The following is a 21,621-nucleotide window of genomic DNA, read 5'->3' on the forward strand; positions in this document are numbered from 1 at the left end:
GGGGCAATATAATCCCCTTGGCCTCTCCGGGGCTTTTTTTGGTTGAACGTAATATCCCACATACAAAGCATAGAAATCGCCATCGACGGCCATCTACCTATAACTTATATTATTAGCGTTATTAGTTAGCTTGTATCCGTAATCCATCATTTCAAATGTAGGAGGCGAATGTCTATAAAACTACTGTTTTGAAAGCGCATCCTTTCTGCTGTGTAGCTCCACAAAATTTTGGAAGGTGGTTATTCAATGATAGCAGCTTCTAAAAGATTTACCGGGAAGACGGCAGTACTTTATTGTTTGATTGTTATATTATTTGTAGGTCAGTTAGGATTATATCCCTCGGTGAGTTTAGCCGCGGGGAATTTAGCCCAAGGGAAGACTATTACTTCAAGCTCCTTCGGTGATGTATACGTAGCAGCCAATGCTAATGATGGCAGCCAAGGAACGTATTGGGAGAGCGCAAGCGGTGTTTTTCCGCAATGGATTAAAGTGGATTTAGGGGCAGCAAGCAGCGTGAATCAGGTTGTACTAAAGCTGCCAACGAATTGGGAAACAAGAACTCAAACGTTAGCGGTGCAAGGAAGTACAGATGATGCAACTTACAATAACTTAGTAGATTCCGCCAATTATACATTTAATCCAACGATTGATTCCAATACAGTGACCATCAGCTTTACAACTGCGAATATCAGATATGTTAAACTGAATTTCACATCCAATACGGTCTGGCCAGCAGCACAGTTAGCGGAATTTGAGGTTCATGGTAATACAACTACAACTCCATCCTCAGGATATGAAGCGGAGAATGCCGCATTATCCGGTGGTGCCAAGGTTAACACGGATCATACAGGTTATACAGGTACAGGATTTGTTGATGGTTACCTAAATCAAGGTGCTGCGACTGCATTTAGCGTTAATGTGGCTTCTGCTGGTAACTATGATGCTACATTAAGATTTTCAAATGCATTAGGCAGTACAAAAACCATTAGTGTTTATGTGAATGGAACTAAAATTAAGCAAACCTCACTTGCGAATCTGGCCAATTGGAATACTTGGTCAACAAAGATTGAGACGCTGGCTCTGAATGCTGGTGCTAACACGATTACTTATAAGTACGATGCAGGAGACACTGGAAATGTGAATCTAGATAATTTGAACGTCACTCCAGCTTCTGCGACAACACCTACGCCAACGCCGACGGCAACTCCGACACCAACGGCAACACCTACCCCAACGCCGACGGTAACACCGACACCGACGGTAACACCGACACCGACAGTAACACCTACGCCAACACCGACAGTAACACCTACACCAACTCCAACGGTAACACCGACCCCGACACCAACAGTTACACCAACGCCTGGGGCGGGTTCCAATCTGGCTTTGAACAAAAGCATCAACGCTTCCTCTTCCGTCTTTACCTTTGTTCCTACAAATGCGAATGACGGTGATGTAACTTCTTACTGGGAAGGAGCAGGAGGAAGTTATCCCAATACATTATCTGTAAACCTGGGTAGTAATGCCGATATTACATCCATTGTCCTCAAACTGAATCCATCATCGGCTTGGTCCACACGTACTCAGACTATTCAAGTGCTTGGGCATAATCAGAATACAACAGCCTTTACTAGTCTTGTGCCAGCAACCGTGTATACTTTTAATCCGGCAACTGGCAATACGGTCACTATTCCGGTAACGGCCACGGCTAGTGAAGTACAGTTGAAGATTACCACCAATACTGGTTCAACCGCTGGACAAATCGCTGAATTCCAAGTGATGGGTGCACCAGCTGCTAATCCGGATTTGGCAATAACCGGTCTTACATGGTCACCTTCAGCTCCAGTAGAGACCAATGCCATTACTTTAAATGCAACGGTAAAAAACCTTGGAACGTTAGCTTCCATAGCGACTAATGTGAATTTCTACTTGGGCAGCACACTTGTAGGCACTAGCCCAGTGGGGGCATTAGCGGCTGGCGCATCTACGAACGTCACTTTAAATATAAGCGCAAAGGATGCTGCTACCTATACTTTAACTGCAAAGGTTGACGAGAATAATACGGTTATTGAATTGAACGAAGGCAATAACAGCTTCACTAGCCCAAATTCTCTTATTATTGCTCCCGTATCCAGTTCTGATCTAGTAGCTTCCCCTGTTAGCTGGACACCAAGCAATCCAGCAGGCGGCAATGTGGTCAGCTTCTCGGTAGCAATCAAGAATCAAGGGACAGCAGCATCCGCAGGGGGTGCGCATAACATAACCTTGAAGGTTCTGGATGCTACTACGAATGCTGTACTCCAAACCTTAACTGGAACCTATAACGGCGTGATTGGCAGTGGAGTAACAGCGCCTCCTGTTAGTCTTGGCACTTGGACAGCAGCTAATGGCAAATATACTGTGAAGACGGAAATTGCCGTAGACACTAATGAGCTGCCAGTTAAACAGGCCAATAATATTCAAACACAGTCTCTTTTTGTAGGTCGTGGAGCCAATATGCCTTACGACATGTATGAGGCTGAGGAGGGTGTGATTGGTGGCGGGGCTGTGAAGCTTACTGCTAATCGGACCATTGGAGATCTTGCGGGTGAGGCTTCAGGCAGAAGAGCAGTCACACTGAATACTACAGGCAGTTATGTAGAATTCACTACTAAGGCTGACACTAATACACTGGTCACCCGCTTCTCCATTCCAGATTCGGCGAGTGGAGACGGTACGAATGCTACACTGAACATCTATGTGAACGGAGTTTATACCAAGGCGATTAATCTGACCTCTAAATATGCATGGCTGTACGGTTCAGAGATAAGTCCCGGCAATTCACCAAGCGCGGGTTCTCCGCGGCATATTTATGATGAAGCTAACATTATGTTCGACAGCACGATTCCGAAAGGTAGTACGATTCGACTGCAAAAGGATGTGGCAAATACCTCGCAGTATGCCATTGATTTCATCAGTTTGGAGCAGGTATCACCGATTGCCAATCCAGATCCGGCCAAATATACGGTCCCAGCCGGCTTTACACATCAGGATGTGCAAAATGCGCTAGATAAAGTACGCATGGATACGACCGGAAATCTCGTAGGTGTGTATTTGCCGGCCGGTAACTATCAGACCTCCAGTAAATTTCAGGTCTATGGAAAAGCAATGAAGATCATTGGTGCGGGCCCATGGTATACCAGATTTTACGCTCCAACGAATCAGGAGAATACGGATATCGGTTTCCGGGCAAGCGATACCGCTAACGGCTCTACTTTTGCGAATTTTGCTTACTTTGGGAACTACACATCACGTATTGATGGCCCGGGTAAAGTATTTGATTTCTCCAATGTGGCAAATATTACGATCGATAACATCTGGACCGAACATCAGGTGTGTATGTATTGGGGAGCTAATACGGATTACATGGTGATCAAAAACTCCCGTATCCGCAACACCTTCGCTGACGGCATCAATATGACGAATGGCAGCACGAATAATCTCGTATCCAATATTGAGGCACGGGCAACAGGGGATGATAGCTTTGCATTGTTTTCGGCTATTGATTCCGGTGGTGCAGATATGAAGGATAATATTTATGAGAATCTCACTTCAATCTTAACCTGGCGGGCAGCAGGTGTAGCCGTCTATGGCGGATATGCCAATACCTTCCGCAACATTTATATTGCCGACACGCTTTGCTATTCTGGAATTACGATCAGCTCACTTGACTTCGGGTATCCAATGAACGGCTTTGGCGCTTCACCGACAACGAATTTTGAGAATATTTCCATTGTTCGTGCAGGTGGACATTTCTGGGGGGCACAGACCTTCCCGGCAATCTGGGTATTCTCAGCCTCTAAGGTATTCCAAGGCATTCGTGTCAGTGATGTGGATATCATTGATCCAACCTATCATGGCATCATGTTCCAGACCAACTATGTCGGCTCCACGCCGCAATTCCCAGTGACAGATACCCTCTTCACGAATGTCACAATTTCCGGTGCGCAAAAGAGTGGAGATGCTTTTGACAGCAAATCCGGAGTGGGCATCTGGGTAAATGAAGCGGCTGAGGCTGGGCAAGGTCCTGCCAGAGGGTCAGCCACCTTTAACAATCTGAAGATTACCAACACGGTAACGAATATTAAAAATAATACGTCTACTTTTACGATTAACGTTAATCCTTAAAAATAAATGCTGCCAGTACTGAACAGCCGTCTCCCGCTTTCGTGGGGGGCGGTTGTTTTCAGGTTGCAGAAACTAAGGTTCTGAATCGACAGGAGGTGCTGCTCACGTTACAATAATGGAAGGTACAGAAATGAAGGAGGCTCTAAAATGACATCCTTAGTGGTTAACAATATAACAGAGCTGATTGGGAATACACCGGTTGTAAGATTAAATCGGCTGACTAGCCCCCAAGATGCAGAACTATACGTGAAGCTGGAGCTTTTTAATCCAAGTGGCAGTGTAAAAGACCGGGCAGCTTATAATCTAATCCTGCAAGCCGAGCTAGCAGGTTTGCTGAAGCCGGGCGGAACGATTATTGAGCCGACTAGTGGAAATACAGGGATAGGCTTAGCGATGAATGCCGCGGCAAAAGGGTATAAAGCGATTCTTGTCATGCCTGATAATATGACCAAGGAACGAATCAATATTCTAAAGGCTTATGGTGCGGATGTTGTGCTGACGCCCGCAGCAGAACGGATGCCGGGAGCTATAGCAAAAGCGATTGAGCTGGGAAAAGAAGTGGAGAACAGTTTTATTCCACAGCAATTCGAGAACAAAGCCAACCCGGATATTCACCGGACAACGACCGCTCTGGAAATCCTGGAGCAAATGGAAGGTAAGCTGGACGTGTTTGTTGCTTCATCAGGAACTGGGGGCACGATAACTGGAACCGGTGAGGTTTTGCGTGAGCATCTACCTGATATCCGGGTTCTTGTGGTTGAGCCGCAAGGCTCGCCCGTATTATCTGGAGGAAAGCCAGGACCACATAAGCTGGTAGGAACGAGTCCGGGCTTCGTACCCGCCATTTTGAATACACAGGTCTACGATGACATCGTTCAAGTCGCGGATGAGGCTGCCTTGGAGACGGTAAGAACGCTAGCTGCAAAAGAAGGAATTCTGCTGGGTCCATCCGGGGGTGCCACTGTATGGGCGGCGTTGCAGGAAGCGCGTCGTCTTGGGGCTGGCAAACGCGTGCTTTGCATTGCACCTGACACAGGGGAACGGTATCTTAGTATGGGAATATTTTAGTTTCGTCTGGAGGAATGGGAATGAATAAGCTCAGTGTGAGTTTCCTTATTGTTCTACTGCTGGCGGGCTGCTCAGGCTCTAACAAGCCAACCCCTTCTCCAAGTGCAGAGCCAAGGCCAACGGCAAGCATGCAGCAGCCAGCAGCTTATCTGGAAGCTGAAAAGCTGAAGGCGAATTTTGGTTTTGCAGATGAGTCTGGCAAGAGCATCTTAGTCACCGGGCAGGAAAAAGGGCTGGATGCGCAAATGCAACAATTGAATGAAGCGATCGGCGATCATGGGCAAGTGCTAAAAGTGAAATTGAATAAATGGCAGGAGGGTACGGAGAACAGTAATGGCCGGGAGATGGCTCACAATTTTATGAATCTGCCAGGGTATCTTTATACGGTTGAAGAGGGGAATGCGACCCCTGATGAGACCTATTACCTGACGGATCAGGCAGAGTTTAATGCGAATGCGCTAATCTCTGTTAAGCCTACAGAGGTTAAGCAAGCCTCGCTAAATGTTGCAGAAAGTGTGCGGCAGAATATTGTTTCTGCGAAAAATCGTGAAGTAGAGCACATTTGGAAACTTGCTGACCTGTCTGGTGATCGGCAGCTGTATCTCGTTCAATTCATTAGACAGGATCAGGATATGTTATTTAGTCTCGTGCTGGAAGATAAGGCCGGGCTTACCTTTATGGATTATCCGGCTGTCATTCAAGGCGATGAATTTTCCGTCTGGAGAGTGGATGATGGAGGGGAAGTGATACCTGAGATGTTCTCTATTCTTTTTGCGGCGGAAACTGCTGAAGGTCCATTACTCGGTATGGAGTGGTGGGGAGCGGAAGGCGTAAACACATTTTTCCTGAAAAAAGAGGGAGATGTTTTTAAAGAAATGGACATTCAATACGGACGCTACACATCACCACTATAACTGGGATGCAGATACATCGAAGGATGTATCTTTTTTTTGCTACAATATAAGAAAGTATAAATTTTCACTATATATTGCTTATAATATTATGAAGGATAGCATTATTTTTTTAAAATACTTAAATTTGTAACAATAAGAACTTTAAATAGCCCGATCGAGTCATGTAGCAGAATTGTGACGGTGATATTGTTAATCATAAGATGTACGGGAGGGGACAGCAACGTATAACCGAATCAAGTATATGATCCTGTTACTGCCAACGCTAATGGTAGGGATCTGGGAGGTCGTGCGCCATCAGTTTCTAATGCCTTATATCTCGATGGATCTGGGGAATTATTTGACACCTGTCCTCGTATTTTTGTTCACTCTTGTATTGCTCGTCCCTTTGTTTTCGCTGATGGAGCGGAATCAGCGGGAGCTGGAGCAGGAACGTGCGCTCAAAGAGGCAATGAAAGCCCGGGAAGGGCTAGCTAAGGAACTGCATGATGGGATGGCGCAATCTTTATTTCTTTTATCTGTCAAAATAGATCGTCTGGAAGCAAGCCGCAGGAATGGGGAAGTCAGCGAAGAAAATGTGGATCAGATCAAAAAGACCGTCCACGAGGTGAACCGTTATGTTCGGCAGGCGATCGCCAATCTGAAGGTACCAGTGTCTGAGCAGCACTCTTTTTCATTGGAACAGTCGGTTAAAGATCAGCTTGCTCAAATGGCTAACGAGATTATGATTGAGGTTTCCTTGGATTGGAGTCTACAGGATGAAGCCCTCTCTCCTTCGGAAAAAGCAGAACTGCTATCTTGTATCCGAGAGGCTATTATTAATGTGCGTAAGCATACAAGAGCGGCGAAGGTTTCCATCACAGGTGCAGGCACTGAGAAAAACTGGAGCGTGGCGATTGTCGACAATGGCGAAGGATTTCAGCATGATCCCTTTGAGGTGAACGGAAGTTACGGCCTTCAGATCATGAAGGAACGTGTCGAAGGAATGGGATGGAAGCTTCAGGTGAGCTCCGGCAATACGGGGACAAATGTGGAAATTACGAAAGGAGGGGGAAGTTTATGAGCCGGTACCGGGTTTTGGTTGTGGATGATCATGCGCATGCACGTGAGGCGATGTGTGAGATTTTGTCCATGGATGATAGTTTTGAGGTCATTGGTGTAGTGGAGAGTGGTCCTGAGGCGATCGCGTTCACGGCCCAGTGGATGCCTGATCTCATTCTTATCGACATTCAGATGCCGGAGATGGACGGGCTGGAGACTACTCGCCGGATCAAGCAGGAATATCCCTATGTCAAAATCGTTATCGTTACGGTATCGGACGAAATTTCCCACCTCCTCGAAGCGCTGAAGCAAGGCGCACAAGGGTACTTACTCAAGAATCTGGCACCTTCCACCTGGATTGAATATTTGCAAGCCATTGTGAATGAAGAAGCACCGCTAAGCCGGGAGCTGGCTTTTCAAATCTTGAAAGAATTTACCGTTCCTTCATTAACGGACGAAGGGGAGTCTTTGACGGCGAGGGAGAAGGAGATTTTAAGCTGTGTGTCTTCCGGATCGACGAATAAAGAGATTGCCATAAGCCTGTCGATTTCGGAGCATACCGTAAAAAACCATCTGAAAAACATCCTTCAGAAGCTTCAACTCCAAAATCGTACGCAGCTGACGCGTTATGCTCTGGAGCAGGGGCTTGCTTCACGTAAACGTGATTTTCCGCGGTAAATATGAGGATAGAGATGAAAGTGAATAATGATAAAATTACTTAAAGAAAGAGGCACTCTAACTATGAACAGATTATCTCGCAAAATAATGACACTCTTCGCACCAGCCGCTGCAACACTTCTGTTGTTCGCAGCCGTGGCTAGCGCGCATGTAACCGTAGCACCAGCACAATCCAGTACCGGAGCATGGGAGACTTACACACTTAAAGTTCCTTCAGAAAAAGATGTGGCGACTACACAAGTGGATCTACGAATCCCGGCAGGTGCCGAGTTCAAGCAATATGAGGCTACACCGGGCTGGGATGTTACCATTGAGGGGAACAAAGTTAGCTGGATAGCTAATGGAGAAGGAATTAAAGCAGGGCAATTCCAACGTTTCTATTTCACAGCAAAGAATCCTGATACTGCAGGCGACATTGCTTGGGATGCTTATCAGCATTATGCCGATGGCAGCTTGGTGCAGTGGTCTGGTGAGGCAGGAACAGAAAGTCCGCATTCTATTACTTCGATTGTGCAAGCCTCCGGTGGGGATGAACATTCTCATGGTTCCAGTGACAATGGAATGAGCATGGAAGAACATAATGCCATCATGGAAAGCGAGAACAACTCTACCAGTGTCAACCCAATGGTCTATATCGCATTAGGGATCTCTTTACTAGCCTTTTTAATAGCAACCATAAGTATATTGCGCGGGCGAAAAGAGTAAGCGGGAAATAGTTGTGATACAAGAATATAGTGTTCATGCAAGAAGCCTCCGCCAATAAACGACGGAGGCTTCTTGCATGAATTATTTGTTTATGAGGATACTTTTTACTTATCTACAGCCGTTTGCGTTTGTAAAAGGTTACGAAAGCAGCGGTTAGTATTAGGAGAAGGATGGCGACGCCAGTTGTGATGGCTTCACTCGTGCTGCCTTTTTGCTGCATAGTACCAGCACCACCAAAGTCGCCACCGCCCATACCACCAGGCATACCGCCACCAAAGCCACCGCCGCCCATGCCGCCACCACCAGGACCATTTCCGCCGCCTTCAGGGAAAGCAGGTCCGCCCATAGCTCCAGGCTCACCACCCGCGCCGCCGTCAAATCCACCTTGAGCAGCTTGGCCGTTAGTGTTGGTCTGTCCGTCTTGAGCAGTTTGCCCTGTTTGTGTAGTCTGCCCACCCGCAGCTGCTTGTGAGTTACTGCCAGGCCCCTCGCCGCCATTAGGGATAGCCGGTCCGCCCATGGCACCAGGTTCACCACCTGCACCGCCTTGGGCAGTCTGTCCACCTGTAGCCGCTTGTCCTTCGGTATTTGGTGCTGCTGCATTTGCGCCAGTATTACCAGTAGCGCCATTTGCACCTGTGGCCTGCCCAGCACCCGCAGCGCCTTGAGCTGCGCCATTTTTAGCGCCGCCACCAAAGCCACCACCACCCATGCCACCACCACTTCCTGATCCGTCACCGGAGGAAGGAATGGTACCGTCGAGTTGCTGCTGGATACTTGTGGCCATGTTCGACATGAAGGTCTCAACAGCCTTTATCCCATTTTCATACTGTTCGAAAGTGTAGAAGGCGGATGGATCCGCTTTGACATAGCTGGAAATCATCGTGTTCAGCTCATCCATCCGAGCCTGGAACGTATCGTCCGCTAGATAGCCAGTAATCATCTCACTAACAATCTCATGATATTTCGTTTTGTATTCATCATTAGCGAGCAGTTTCGCAATCAGTGGTCGTTCTGCCAACGCACCTTGGGTAGGCTCGTCAATTAACACATCTGCGCTTCCCATGCCGCCAAAAGCCATATTGTAATCCCACGGCAGAATCGAGAAGACCCCATCGTCTTCATATAAGTAATAATTCTGCTTATTTCCACCTAAATAACTGTCCATATTACCCGTGACCGCATTTAGAGCGATATACTTCAGCGATTCCTCTACGTCGATGTATTTTTCATAATCGGTGCCGTTGTTTAGCTCATTCAGCATGTCGACAAGAATATCATCGTTAGACTTATCGGATTTCATTTCTAGTCCAGTATAGAGGGCTGTATCATCGCCCAGCCAAGTTAAATCACTGCCCTGACCAGTCATTACACCTTTATAAAGTGCACCATAAGTGTTGCCGAAATTGCGTTCCAGATAAGCATCACTGATCTGTTCTACTGCAAGATAGAAACCCTTCAGTTCATCATTTACATACACATTGACGAAGGAATATTTCGGCGTCGGGAGACCGACACTTTCAGCGAGCTCATAGGTCAGAAATTCACGCATATAAGAAGCATCGCTGTAATTATTATTCAGGTTGATCTTAGTAATGCCGAATAAATTCTGGTTAACATACTCATCAAAAGAAATTTTGAAGCTGTAGCGGTCAGAGTCTGTCATCTGTACTACGCTTCTGAGACTGAGATTTCCTTTGGTCCGTACAGCTACATTATCGTATTTCATACCGTTGTACTCGACGGAAGCCATTTTATATTCTTCAGCACTGGCATTATCCAGCATATCCTGAAAATCGTCCGGGTCCAAGGTGATTTTGACATCCACGACCTTATCTTTTGGAAAGACCTGCTCGTCTAGCTTTTTCTCATCGCTCGAAATGACCTTGTCCTGAGCATCAGACGTTGGATTATTTGTTGCAGACGGACTTGCGTTCTGACACCCGGCTACGGCGATGACCAGCAGCAGGCAGCAAAAACTCAGCAGGATTGACTTACCTCTGGTTTTCATCTGGGGCACCGCCTTTCATCTCGTTGTAATTAAGATACATAGTCACCGCTATAGCTGATCAAGAGTGCATTTTTGACACCTTTAAGGTCAGAGACTGTGTTGACAAAGCCGCCTACTTTATCATCCAGACGAAGCTCCAGCGTCAATTCAATATTGTTTGCGGAGACTGTTTTTTGCTTCACATTGTAGCGTTTTACGGATTTGGTGATATGGCTGTGTACTTCACGTTCGCTTTCATCACTGTCGCAGTTAATGACCAGTAAGTATGGCGTTTCGATAGAAGAGTGTTTAATGAACAGGAACAATATAAGGCCGATAATGATCGAACCGATAATAGCCAAGGTGAAAAATCCTGCTCCAGTTACAATCCCTGCTACAGCTGCCCAGAACAAGAAGATCAGATCAGTTGGATCTTTGATTGGTGTTCTGAAACGAACGATGGACAATGCGCCGACCATACCGAGGGACAGCACAAGGTTAGAGTTAATCGCGATAATGACAGTAGCTGTAATCATGGTCATGCCCATGAGTGAGACGTTAAAGCTTTTGGAATATAAAACGCCGCTAAAGACACGTTTGTAGAGCAGGTAAATGAAGTATCCGATCAGAAAAGCTACGCCCAAGGTAATCAGTATCTTGGAGATACTAATATCAGATACAAAATTGTCGATCACCGAGTTTTTAATAATGTCTGAAAAATTATTTGTAGTATCTGTAGTCGTTGTTGTAGCTGCTAACGGTGCTAGTGATGCATTCATAATCAATAATCCTCCCAAGTGTTAGTTTTTAAGAATTTGCGGCAGATCACGTATTTCGAAGCGGACTGCCTATTCAGTCCCTCCAGCTGCAACGCGATTTTAATGTACTCCGGAATATACTCATCGAATTTCACTTCGAAAATTATGAAGTTCTCATCAATCGCCCGAATCGGATGCAAATCCTTATCGAAAATATCCGTAGAGTGCAGGCCCGTACGTAGTTCTTTATCGAACGTTATTCGCACATTTCCGTTGTGGCAAACATAAGGCTCGCGAACATAATCCACGATGACCTTGGGTCGCAGCAGGTTATGGCGCATCTGATCGTATAACTCCATGAACAGCGGACTGTCCGGGACGTTCAGCACTTCGTAGTTGCCCGCCATAATCTCGTCGTACATTTGCCGGGTTAGTGGTTCTTTGATTTTAGCGATATAATCGTCCATTTTAATTTTTTTCTCAAAGTGAATGATGTTGTCTTGAATGTTGTAAATGCGAATCCGGTATTTGGCCCGCTCTCTGAGACCGCCGAGCTTGTCTGCAAGTGCCGTGTTGTTGATATCGTCAAAATACAAACTCCGAATGTGGTATTCTCCACTCTCATTAGCGTGTTGATCTTTATCAATCAAGCTTTGCAATCGCTGGCGCAATATAAGGTATTGATGATAGTTAATGAAAAATTTAAGTTCATGCCGGAATTGAAGCTTCTTATTCATTTTCACACCTCGTTTCTCTCTCTATCTCTGGCTAACCTTCCTGCTTGACTAATTCTAGGAGACAGACCTTATGCTTAACTTAAAATAGACTGAATGTTTGCTGAATGTTTTACACTGCGTTAACAAAAGTCTGTATAAAGATTCGTGTGCAAATTTGACTTCTGACTTTGCAGGGGGCTATCTTATTTAGAAGGCTAGAGAGAAATTTTCATAAGGAGGTACCGTGATGAGAGACTATAAATTTGCCATAATCCTAGGAGTGCTTGTGATTGTGGTTATTTTAGTGGCTTATGGGTTGGAACGATCGAAAAGCGGAAGTAATGCAAATTCACCAGCACCGTATGATCTCGTGACTACCTTTAAGGGAGATGCGAGCACAAGCCGCGCGTTTACTTGGTATACAAGTGATTCGAGTGCAGCAGGCATTCTGGAGATTGTAAAGGGACAAGTGTCCTCTTTTGCAAATACGGATGTACAAAGGGTAGATGCGAAAAGTAGTTCCATCAAAACAGACAATGGCACCAAAGGTGTTCATAAAGTGGAAGCTACGGGTCTTGAACCTGGGACGTTATATACTTATAGAGTGGGTAGTGGCGTTGAAGGAGAATGGAGTCCGGCAGCGGAATTTACAACGGAAGAAGATGGACTGGACAGTGTGTCTTTTATCAACGTAACGGATTCTCAAGGGGAAACGGCAGAGGATTTTAAGCTGTGGGGAAATACATTGAACAAGGCTTTTCAGACATTTCCTGAAGCTGAATTTATTGTGCATAACGGGGATTTGACGGAGGATCCGGAGGATTCGGCAGGCTGGGATGATTTTTTTGGCAATGTGCAGGGCTGGATTTCAGGGATTCCGTTAATGCCGGTAACAGGCAATCATGATGAGGTGGATGAGGATGCAACGTATTATACTTCACACTTCAACCTGCCGGATAATGGGGCAAAGGGTTCAATTGCAGGCACCTCGTATTCCTTCGATTATGGACCAGTGCATGTAACGGTACTGAATACAGAGAGCAATCTAAAAAAGCAAACGGAGTGGCTAAAGGAAGATCTGAAGAACACAGACAAGAAGTGGAAAATCGTTGCGATGCACCGACCGGCTTACGGGGGGAACTCCTATAAGAAAGTTGAAAATTGGACGGATATTTTTGATACGTATGAGGTTGATTTAGTGCTGCAGGGTCATAATCATGAATACTCCAGATCCTACCCGTTACGTGGCGGAAAAATAGTTCCAGAAGGTGAGATTTCCAAAGATGCTAAACGAGGGACAGTCTATGTGGTGACCAACGCTTCTGGAGGGAAATTTAACGAGAAAAAAGAAGATCAGTTCTATCATGCGGTGCATTTTCAGAACTATAAGCAAATGTTTGCGGGCATTAACGTTACCGGGGATACATTAACCTATCAGGCCTATGATGTGGATGGAAAGCTGCTGGATGAGTTTGTGTTGACACATTGAGCTAAGAGAATTGGATAATATTATTTAAATACCTTCTCTGCTGTAAAGTCGGGGAGGTATTTTTTGATTTGCATTAAAACACTAAATTCAGCGCAACAACTGTGTATCTTAAGCCGTTTTTTCACATGTCTACCTTTTCCGTCATATAAGCTGTTAACTTTATAATGATAAAATAGATTTAGTTATATTTGGATTTCATTTGAAGTGAAGGGGAAGTAATATGTTTATCAGAAAAATGGTTTTTATCGGTATCATTTGTATGTTAGGTTTGACAGGTTGTGCAACGAACACTAAATCAGGTGCTGAAGGAGAGGGAGATAAGCGTGCAGAGGAGCTGCTCAGCATGTCTCGGAGTGAACTGGCTAAGCAGGAGAGCTATACTATAGAAATGGAGAAACAAGAAGAAACATCCAGCAAATCGGAAAAAAGTGAAGATAAACATTGGTTGAGCGCTGTTTCATTTCATGTCGACTATGTTAGAAATCCTTATACCGTATATCTAAAATCGGAGACTGCGGAAGGAAAGGAACGAGAAGAATACATATCGGATACTGAATATCATACAAAGGTAATGGATGATTTATTTATTAAGCAGGACGATTATATTCCAGCGAAAGAAAAACAAATCGCACAAAGATTTATTGACCCGTATGATTATATAGACATATACCGGATAGATTCTCAGGGGATCGTTGTTTCTGAGGAGGAACAAGAATACATACTTTCGATAGAGATATCGTCTCATGATGCGAGTAAGGAAACGATGAAATTGATGAAGCAGAATTTGACAGACAAGATTAAACTAAGATATACGCTGGATAAAACTACACTTTTGCCGCATAAAGTGGAGGCAGAAATATTCACTTCATTGAAATCAGAAAACTTAAATTCAGAGTCAGTGCTCACGTTGCAAACAACTATCAGCAATTTTAATGGTATAAAAGAGATTGTTATGCCTGTAGATACTAGTGAAGAATAGTTATATCAGAAGCCTCTGGGATTTATTCCGGAGGTTTTTTTTATCAGCAGAATTATTTTCAATCAAAATTTAGTGAAATTGTATCCAGAAGTGTGAAAATGGTACGATTTTTAGAGACAATCTTCTGCAAAATATAACCATTTTCTCTCGATAATGAAAAACCTTACCATTATAATGAAAGCGTTATCAGAAAATGGAGTCTAAGTTCTGAAGGTATGGATTAAGGGGGAGGGAGGAGCAGGGATATAGAGTAAGAAGAAGGCATAAACAAACCAATTATATCGTAGGAGGCGTAAAACGTGATTCGTAACCGTATCCGGAAAACAGGACTTTTGGTCCTGCTTGGCGCGATGGTAGGCTCTTTATTCTCTGCATTCCCAGCTACTACCCATGCAGCCTCAAGTGAACCTTACACCTGGAAAAGCGTTGTAACGGGAGCTGGCGGGGGCTTTGTACCCGGAATTATTTTTAATCAAACTGAACCGAATCTGATTTATGCCAGAACAGATATTGGCGGGGCCTATCGCTGGAATCAAGCTACATCCAGTTGGGTCTCAATTAGTGACTCGGTAGGCTGGGTGGATTGGAACAAGAATGGCGTAGATGCTCTGGCTACAGACCCAATTGATCCTAATAAAGTCTACATGGCAACGGGTACGTATACTAATCATTGGGATAATAATGGCCAGATTATGCGCTCTAATGACCGGGGGAACACCTGGCAAACTACTCCACTGCCTTTTAAAGTAGGTGGCAATATGCCTGGCCGTTCCGCTGGTGAACGTCTAGTCATCGACCCCAATAAGAACAACATTCTCTATTTTGGAGCTAGAAGTGGTAATGGTCTCTGGAAGAGTATTGATTCGGGTGTAACTTGGTCAAAGGTAACCTCTTTTCCAAACGTAGGAACGTATATTCAGAATCCGACACTTGATTATGGGAATGATCTTGTCGGATTGTCTTGGATCACGTTCGATAAGAGCACAGGTACACTTGGCAACGCTACTCAAACGATATATGTCGGTGTGGCCGATACGGCTAGCAGCGTATATCGGAGTACAGATGGTGGAGTAACCTGGACAGCTCTGGCTGGACAACCTACGGGGTTCTTGCCACATCACGGCGAGCTGTCATCCACAGGTGATCTCTATATTACTTATAGTAATGGTGTAGGTCCCTATGATGGCAGTAAGGGTGAAGTTTGGAAATACAACAAAACTAGTGGGGCTTGGACCAATATCAGTCCTACGACCGGTGAAGATAACTGGTATGGCTTTGGTGGATTGGCGCTGGATGCTCAGCACCCTAACACATTGATGGTATCCAGCTTAAACGCTTGGTGGCCTGATGAAGTTATTTTCCGCAGTACCAATGGTGGGGCTACTTGGAGTCGCATTTGGGATTGGGGCAATTATCCAGAACGGACTTATAAGTTCAGCATGGACATCACCGCTGCTCCATGGCTCGATCATGGAACCACTTCAACATCCCTGGATCCTTCACCGAAGCTAGGCTGGATGATGGGTGATTTGGAAATTGATCCATTTAACTCGAATCGAATGATGTACGGCACTGGAGCAACAATTTATGGCTCGAACAATTTGACCTCATGGGATACCGGAGGCAAGGTAAATATCTCTGTCATGGCAAAAGGCGTGGAGGAAACTGCAGTGCTGGGGCTAATTAGCCCGCCAACAGGAACCTCCCATTTGATCACTGCACTTGGTGACGTTTCCGGTTTCCGTCATGAGGATTTGTCGGTAGCGCCGACTAAATTCCAGACCAGTCCTTCATGGGCAACGACGATGAGTATTGACTATGCTGAACTGAGTCCGTCCTATATGGTGCGGGTAGGCAGTGCAGATAAAGAAAAAACGCCAAGTATGAAGTCCATTGGTATCTCTAACGATGGTGGAGTGAACTGGTACATGCCAAACTCCGAGCCTTCCAATGGAACCAAAACAACGGTGGGCCATGGACAAGTAGCTGTCTCTGCAAGTGGTAATTCCATTCTGTGGAGCACCTCAGATATCGGGGTGTATTATTCCAAAACCTCAGGCAATTCTTGGACAGCAAGTGCAGGATTACCGGCAGGCGCGAAGATAGCGTCTGATCGCGTGAATCCTAACAAATACTATGGATTTTATGCAGGAATCTTCTATGTAAGTGTGGATGGTGGAGCTACATTTACTGCCACCGCAGCTTCGGGCTTCCCGACCAATAATGTGGCTGGATTACAGCCGAACGAAGCCCAAATCAGTATGAAGGCAGTTCCAGGTATTGAAGGTGACATTTGGTTCGCCGGAGGGAATACGGTTGAGAATAAATATGGTCTATGGCACTCCACTAATTCAGGTGCGAGCTTCACGAAGTTAACGAATGTAGAAGAAGCTGATCTTATTGGTTATGGTAAGGCTGCTCCGGGCCAAACTTATATGGCATTGTACACCGTAGCTAAGATTGATGGTGTACGGGGCGTATTCCGTTCTGATGATGTTGGCGCAACTTGGGTTCGTATTAATGACGATGCTCACCAATACGCTAAGATCAATATGGCGATTACTGGGGATCCAAGAATCTATGGACGTGTATATCTCGGTACGAATGGCCGAGGCACCTTGTATGCTGATCCTGTAAATCCACCAGCTACAGGCTCGACCATTACGCCAATAACTACAAGCTTTGATAAGAAAACAGCGAATCAGGCAGACGTTGCAGTAACTATGACGTTGAACGGAAATACGCTGAGTGCGATCAAGAACGGAACGGCAACCCTCGTAGCCGGAACGGATTATACGGTAAGTGGATCAACAGTGACGATTAAAAAAGCGTATTTAGCGACGCAAGCGGTAGGAACGACTACGCTGACGTTCAGCTTTAGCGCTGGAGCTACACAATCCTTGGCGGTAGCGGTAACGGATACTACAACACCAGTATCCAACTCCACGATAACGCCAACAAGCGCGGGATTTGATAAGAAAACAGCGAATCAGGCAGACGTTGCAGTAACTATGACGTTGAACGGAAACACGCTGAGTGCGATCAAGAACGGAACGGCAACCCTCGTAGCCGGAACGGATTATACGGTAAGTGGATCAACAGTCACTCTCAAGAAGGAGTATTTGGCAACTCAAGCGGTAGGAACGACAACGCTGACCTTTGAGTTTAGTGCCGGAGCGGCACAATCCTTGGTTGTCACTCTCTCAGATACGTCAGTAGCTCCTATAGCAGCACTGAAAGTGCAGATGTATAACGGTACAGTGACTGCTTCCGGAAATACGCTAAATCCAAAGTTTAAGCTGGTGAACACAAGTACAAGTGCCGTTGCACTTTCTGATGTGAAATTAAGATATTATTACACAATTGACGGAGAGAAGGCACAAAGCTTCTTCTGCGATTGGTCACAGGCTGGAAGCGCGAATGTAACGGGCACGTTTGTGAAGCTGCCAACGGCTAAAGCGGATGCGGATTATTATCTGGAGCTTGGATTCTCGAGTGCAGCAGGTTCACTAGCTGCGGGTGCGAGCATCGATATCCAAGTGCGAGTAGCTAAAGAGGATTGGTCAAATTACACTCAAACCGGAGATTACTCCTTTAATGCGGTTGATACCAATTTTGTAGACTGGACAAAAGCGCCCGCCTACATCTCAGGTAACCTGATCTGGGGTAATGAACCTAACTAAGAATCTTCACCAATAGTTATGCTGAAGAGGCTGTCCTAAAAAGTAGAAAATTCTACTTTTGGGGCAGCTTCTTACTTTAACCCTCAGGCTATAGGTGGTATGTACGCTATGTGCTACGTTCTATGAATCATGTGGTATGTGGTACGTGCTATGAGAGGGGGTGTGGTATACGTTATGTGGTATGTCGGATGCATTTATGGTTCCTATAGTGTTGGCTATATAAAAATTAGGGAAAACCTCCCTGAAAATAGCCGATATTTGCTTTAAATCAACGAAATCAGGGAATTCTTCCCTGAAAATCAGGCGTATTCGTTAGTTTCCAGCAAATTAACCAATAATTAGGGAGTTTTTCTCTAATTATTGGCTGGATGACCGAAAAACTTAGAATTTTAGGGAGAAATTCCCCAATTATGCTATCAACGCTTCACTTCCTCCTGTACGGTACGCAAAAACCAGCTAATGATATTTAAAGGTAGTTCTGAAATACCATTTGCTGTTTTGGCTGTTACAATGTTTGTCCGCTATCTATGGTAATGATCTGTCCAGTCATTGCTTCCTGTTCTAGCGCAGCGCAGACGAACTGGGCGATATTCTCGGCGGTTGAAATATGCTGAAGCAGCAGATTAGGGGCTAGTTTATGCATTTGTTCTTCTCGTCCAGACCACCATCTAGTAGCAACGGCTCCCGGTGCTACACAGTTAACTCTAATATGGGGAGCCAGCGCGTGTGCCAGCGATTTGGTAAGACCGTGGACAGCCGCTTTGGAGACGGCATAAGGAAGGGATGAGCCTAAGCCTGTCTGTCCAGCGATGCTGCCGAGATTGAGTATGGCTCCTGAATTTTTTTGGTTCATATACGGTGCAACCGCTCTGGCGCAGAAAAACATTCCTTTCACATTTACATCATATAACTCATCCCATACTTCCTCTGTTGCCTTTTCCAGATCTCCGAGAGCAATATGTTTAGTTATACTGGCGTTATTCACTAGCAGATCTATTGTCCCGAAATGCTGAATAATCGAATCGACCATACTTCGCACTTCCTGATCTTTAGACACATTCGCTTGTATTGCTATAGCCAACCCTCCTTGATTCAGAATCGTCTTTACGGTTTCATTGGCTTCATCCTCAGATCTAGAATAGTTCACTACGACGTGGGCTCCGCGTTTGGATAACTCCAAGCTTACAGCTTTGCCAATTCCAGTCCCTCCACCGGTTACTAATGCGACTTTATTGTTGAGATCCACCCTCAATCACTCCTTATGTTGGCGTATGTTGTTGTTATAAAGTATTCTATAGAGAAAAGTGGATTTCGTATAATTGAATATAATGAAGGTTTGGTTCAATTAATTTGAATTGAATAGGGGAGGGCACTAGGATGGATCTAAAAACAATAAAAACCTTTCAAACGATCGTAACTTCCGGAAGCTTTAATCGCGCAGCAGAAGAATTGAACTATGCCCAATCTACAGTTACGATGCAGATGCAAAGGCTTGAATCTGATCTGGGATGTCAATTGCTTGAGCGGGGGAAGCAAATCAGCTTAACAGAAGCAGGCAGATTGTTTTATGAAGAGAGCCTACATATTGTTAAAGATATGGAACGACTAGAGAGCCGTTTGGCTGATTTAAAAATAGGGGAAGCTGGCAACGTGCGATTAGGGGTAACGGACCCTACGGCGAGCTATCGTTTGCCGCAGCTTTTAAGTAGGTTTATGGTGCAATTCCCTAAAGTGAAGATCTCCGTGGATATTGCGGGAACCGCCGCACTTAGTGAACTACTCCTGCGTGGTGAAATTGATTTGGCAGTGTGTTCGGCACCAGAGCTCGGTAAGGAGCTGTATTTTGAACCCTTATTTGCGGAGGAATTCTTGTTACTTTTGCCAGAAGAGCATCCGCTAGCATCCAAGGAACGTATCACCCCAGAGGATCTACAGAGTCATCGCTTACTGATTACGGCAGCGAATTGTCCTTATCGTAAAAAATTAGTAAGTGTGCTGCAGGAATCAGGCGGGCCGCCACTAGATACAATGGAGATTGGGAGCATGACAGCGCTGAAATATTTTGTGGGAAGTGGTTTAGGTGTGGCACTTGTTCCTGAGATTGTGCTGAATCCAGCCCCAGCAGGAACTATAGTACGGAAGCTGGAGGGGAAGGTTATTGATATGACCTGTGGGATCCTATGTAAACTTTCAGATTATCCGCTTAAGCAAGCGAGCTCCAGATTGTATCATTTTTTAAAACAGGAACTAACCGTGACAAGGATATTTTGAATTTTAAACGAATTGTTAAGAAATAGAAAAAATAGAAAGGGCGGTGTTTGATGTTTTTTAGGAGGAAATTCAGTTTCTGGCTTTCGATTATAAGTATCATCATCTGTCTGAGTGACTATCTGGGGGTGGGGATCGCGAATATTATTCTTGTACGTTTGAACCCTATTATAGATACACTGATCTTTACAGAACCTTTTGAAAGCTTCATGGTTGATGTAAACAATTCGAGATGGGGAACCACTAGTGCGTTAATCAGCGTCAGATTCCCAACGTATATTATTCATTTTGGAACGTTTTTGATTTTGGGTATTCTAATGGATTACCTTATTCGTATATTAAAACAGAAGTAGAAGTGTAGATGAGCCTAGAAGAGGAAAGGTGAGCTGAGATGAGCGGAGCAAAGGGAAAACTTGATTTGGAGAGAATTGTTTTTATTGGCAGAACCTATGAGGAATATATACGTATGTTTGATTTGCTGGAATCAGATCTTATCGGCCAGAGCATTCTGGATTGTCCTGCGGGTGCTTGCTCTTTTACAGCAATAGCGAATCGGTTGGGTGGTGAAGTAACGGCTGCTGATATTGCTTACTATTACTCTGAAGATGAGCTGGCAGACAAAGGGGCTCAAGATATTGCACATGCGATGTCCGGAATGGAAAAAGTACAGGATAATTTCGTTTGGAACTACTTTAAATCAATCGAGGGACTGACCGAAGCGAGGAACGCAGCTTTAACCGCCAGCACTAAGGATCGAAGACAAACCCCGCAGCGATATGTTCCTGTGATACTTCCGGATCTGCCATTTGCGGATGAAGCATTTGATCTGACATTATCTGCTCACTTTCTATTTATGTACAGCGATCGGCTGGACTATGAATTTCATTTAGAGACTGTTAAGGAACTCATGCGGGTGACGAGAGGCGAGCTTCGAATCTTTCCACTAGTCGACCTCTCTTGTAAAAGGTATAAGTATTTAGACCGCCTTATTGATGATTTGGTGAGGCAAGGATTTACTGCAGAGGAACTAGAGGTTCCTTATGAATTTCAAAAAGGTGCAAAGCAGATGTTGAAGATTAGAAGAGCAGAATTGTTCCTCTGAAATATAAAAAACGAGGGTGCCTCAAGCCATGATGACTTTGGGAGCACCCTCGTTTTTTGTATAAAT

The 21,621-nt window shown here is 45.0% G+C and carries 16 protein-coding genes; 12 read left to right on the plus strand and 4 right to left on the minus strand.

Annotated features, from left to right (window positions below; all coding sequences use genetic code 11):
* Positions 1–246: 246 nt before the first annotated feature.
* From MKY14_RS02390 to MKY14_RS02415, 6 genes are all read left to right on the plus strand, one after another.
* The gene (locus MKY14_RS02390; RefSeq protein WP_340975690.1) at positions 247–4,167 is read left to right on the plus strand and encodes a discoidin domain-containing protein; all 3,921 of its coding nucleotides are present in this window, start codon (positions 247–249) and stop codon (positions 4,165–4,167) included.
* Positions 4,168–4,314: 147 nt separating this feature from the next.
* Positions 4,315–5,235: a cysteine synthase A gene (gene cysK, locus MKY14_RS02395; RefSeq protein WP_036683481.1), complete on the plus strand. Its 921-nt coding sequence runs from the start codon at positions 4,315–4,317 to the stop codon at positions 5,233–5,235.
* 20 nt (positions 5,236–5,255) lie between these two features.
* Positions 5,256–6,149 (plus strand): hypothetical protein, encoded by an 894-nt coding sequence (locus tag MKY14_RS02400; RefSeq protein ID WP_340975692.1) that lies wholly within the window; start codon positions 5,256–5,258, stop codon positions 6,147–6,149.
* A 286-nt stretch (positions 6,150–6,435) separates the two neighbouring features.
* Complete coding sequence (locus MKY14_RS02405; RefSeq protein WP_254857126.1) at positions 6,436–7,209, plus strand: sensor histidine kinase; 774 nt, start codon at positions 6,436–6,438, stop codon at positions 7,207–7,209.
* Positions 7,206–7,865, plus strand: a complete 660-nt coding sequence (locus MKY14_RS02410; RefSeq protein ID WP_076130654.1) for a response regulator — start codon at positions 7,206–7,208, stop codon at positions 7,863–7,865. The genes MKY14_RS02405 and MKY14_RS02410 overlap by 4 nt, the downstream gene beginning before the upstream one ends.
* 63 nt (positions 7,866–7,928) lie before the next feature.
* Positions 7,929–8,570 (plus strand): DUF1775 domain-containing protein, encoded by a 642-nt coding sequence (locus MKY14_RS02415; protein ID WP_076187371.1) that lies wholly within the window; start codon positions 7,929–7,931, stop codon positions 8,568–8,570.
* A 112-nt stretch (positions 8,571–8,682) separates the two neighbouring features.
* Here MKY14_RS02415 and MKY14_RS02420 read toward each other — a convergent pair whose 3' ends face one another.
* Genes MKY14_RS02420 through MKY14_RS02430 form a run of 3 tightly spaced genes read right to left on the minus strand, consistent with a single transcriptional unit; the run spans position 8,683 to position 12,055 of the window.
* Positions 8,683–10,581 (minus strand): CotH kinase family protein, encoded by a 1,899-nt coding sequence (locus MKY14_RS02420; protein ID WP_340975693.1) that lies wholly within the window; start codon positions 10,579–10,581, stop codon positions 8,683–8,685.
* Positions 10,582–10,610: 29 nt separating this feature from the next.
* Positions 10,611–11,339 carry a DUF4956 domain-containing protein gene (locus MKY14_RS02425; RefSeq protein WP_340975695.1) on the minus strand — a complete coding sequence of 243 codons (729 nt, stop codon included), beginning with the start codon at positions 11,337–11,339 and terminating at the stop codon, positions 10,611–10,613.
* Positions 11,340–11,341: 2 nt separating this feature from the next.
* Complete coding sequence (locus MKY14_RS02430) at positions 11,342–12,055, minus strand: polyphosphate polymerase domain-containing protein (protein WP_036683495.1); 714 nt, start codon at positions 12,053–12,055, stop codon at positions 11,342–11,344.
* A gap of 226 nt (positions 12,056–12,281) precedes the next feature.
* Here MKY14_RS02430 and MKY14_RS02435 point away from each other — a divergent pair, with 226 nt between their 5' ends.
* The 3 genes from MKY14_RS02435 to MKY14_RS02445 all read left to right on the plus strand — a co-directional run bounded on the left by MKY14_RS02435 (position 12,282) and on the right by MKY14_RS02445 (position 18,185).
* The gene (locus MKY14_RS02435; protein ID WP_340975696.1) at positions 12,282–13,523 is read left to right on the plus strand and encodes a purple acid phosphatase family protein; all 1,242 of its coding nucleotides are present in this window, start codon (positions 12,282–12,284) and stop codon (positions 13,521–13,523) included.
* A 220-nt stretch (positions 13,524–13,743) separates the two neighbouring features.
* Positions 13,744–14,502, plus strand: a complete 759-nt coding sequence (locus MKY14_RS02440) for a DUF6612 family protein (protein ID WP_076309246.1) — start codon at positions 13,744–13,746, stop codon at positions 14,500–14,502.
* A gap of 350 nt (positions 14,503–14,852) precedes the next feature.
* Positions 14,853–18,185 carry a X2-like carbohydrate binding domain-containing protein gene (locus MKY14_RS02445; RefSeq protein WP_340977011.1) on the plus strand — a complete coding sequence of 1,111 codons (3,333 nt, stop codon included), beginning with the start codon at positions 14,853–14,855 and terminating at the stop codon, positions 18,183–18,185.
* 505 nt (positions 18,186–18,690) lie between these two features.
* Here the strand turns inward: MKY14_RS02445 and MKY14_RS02450 are convergent.
* Complete coding sequence (locus tag MKY14_RS02450) at positions 18,691–19,431, minus strand: SDR family NAD(P)-dependent oxidoreductase (RefSeq protein ID WP_076220260.1); 741 nt, start codon at positions 19,429–19,431, stop codon at positions 18,691–18,693.
* 131 nt (positions 19,432–19,562) lie between these two features.
* Here MKY14_RS02450 and MKY14_RS02455 point away from each other — a divergent pair, with 131 nt between their 5' ends.
* The 3 genes from MKY14_RS02455 to MKY14_RS02465 are packed head-to-tail and all read left to right on the plus strand — an operon-like array spanning position 19,563 to position 21,555.
* Complete coding sequence (locus MKY14_RS02455; RefSeq protein ID WP_076189784.1) at positions 19,563–20,456, plus strand: LysR family transcriptional regulator; 894 nt, start codon at positions 19,563–19,565, stop codon at positions 20,454–20,456.
* A 50-nt stretch (positions 20,457–20,506) separates the two neighbouring features.
* The gene (locus MKY14_RS02460; RefSeq protein WP_076189785.1) at positions 20,507–20,806 is read left to right on the plus strand and encodes a hypothetical protein; all 300 of its coding nucleotides are present in this window, start codon (positions 20,507–20,509) and stop codon (positions 20,804–20,806) included.
* 38 nt (positions 20,807–20,844) lie between these two features.
* Entirely contained in the window at positions 20,845–21,555 is a 711-nt protein-coding gene (locus tag MKY14_RS02465) for an SAM-dependent methyltransferase (RefSeq protein WP_076279853.1), read from the plus strand.
* Positions 21,556–21,621: the final 66 nt, after the last annotated feature.

The organism is Paenibacillus sp. FSL R5-0887 (assembly GCF_038002305.1).
Classification (GTDB): Bacteria; Bacillota; Bacilli; order Paenibacillales; family Paenibacillaceae; genus Paenibacillus_AQ; species Paenibacillus_AQ odorifer.

What these genes read in the sequence shown, in the direction of transcription:
- MKY14_RS02460 (WP_076189785.1), top strand. Translation starts at nt 20,507, where the DNA reads ATGTTTTTTAGGAGGAAATTCAGTTTCTGGCTTTCGATTATAAGTATC.
- MKY14_RS02455 (WP_076189784.1), top strand. Translation starts at nt 19,563, where the DNA reads ATGGATCTAAAAACAATAAAAACCTTTCAAACGATCGTAACTTCCGGA.
- MKY14_RS02400 (WP_340975692.1), top strand. Translation starts at nt 5,256, where the DNA reads ATGAATAAGCTCAGTGTGAGTTTCCTTATTGTTCTACTGCTGGCGGGC.
- MKY14_RS02420 (WP_340975693.1), bottom strand. Translation starts at nt 10,581, where the DNA reads ATGAAAACCAGAGGTAAGTCAATCCTGCTGAGTTTTTGCTGCCTGCTG.
- MKY14_RS02445 (WP_340977011.1), top strand. Translation starts at nt 14,853, where the DNA reads ATGGTAGGCTCTTTATTCTCTGCATTCCCAGCTACTACCCATGCAGCC.
- MKY14_RS02440 (WP_076309246.1), top strand. Translation starts at nt 13,744, where the DNA reads ATGTTTATCAGAAAAATGGTTTTTATCGGTATCATTTGTATGTTAGGT.
- MKY14_RS02435 (WP_340975696.1), top strand. Translation starts at nt 12,282, where the DNA reads ATGAGAGACTATAAATTTGCCATAATCCTAGGAGTGCTTGTGATTGTG.
- MKY14_RS02425 (WP_340975695.1), bottom strand. Translation starts at nt 11,339, where the DNA reads ATGAATGCATCACTAGCACCGTTAGCAGCTACAACAACGACTACAGAT.
- MKY14_RS02410 (WP_076130654.1), top strand. Translation starts at nt 7,206, where the DNA reads ATGAGCCGGTACCGGGTTTTGGTTGTGGATGATCATGCGCATGCACGT.
- MKY14_RS02415 (WP_076187371.1), top strand. Translation starts at nt 7,929, where the DNA reads ATGAACAGATTATCTCGCAAAATAATGACACTCTTCGCACCAGCCGCT.
- MKY14_RS02430 (WP_036683495.1), bottom strand. Translation starts at nt 12,055, where the DNA reads ATGAATAAGAAGCTTCAATTCCGGCATGAACTTAAATTTTTCATTAAC.
- MKY14_RS02390 (WP_340975690.1), top strand. Translation starts at nt 247, where the DNA reads ATGATAGCAGCTTCTAAAAGATTTACCGGGAAGACGGCAGTACTTTAT.
- MKY14_RS02465 (WP_076279853.1), top strand. Translation starts at nt 20,845, where the DNA reads ATGAGCGGAGCAAAGGGAAAACTTGATTTGGAGAGAATTGTTTTTATT.
- cysK (WP_036683481.1), top strand. Translation starts at nt 4,315, where the DNA reads ATGACATCCTTAGTGGTTAACAATATAACAGAGCTGATTGGGAATACA.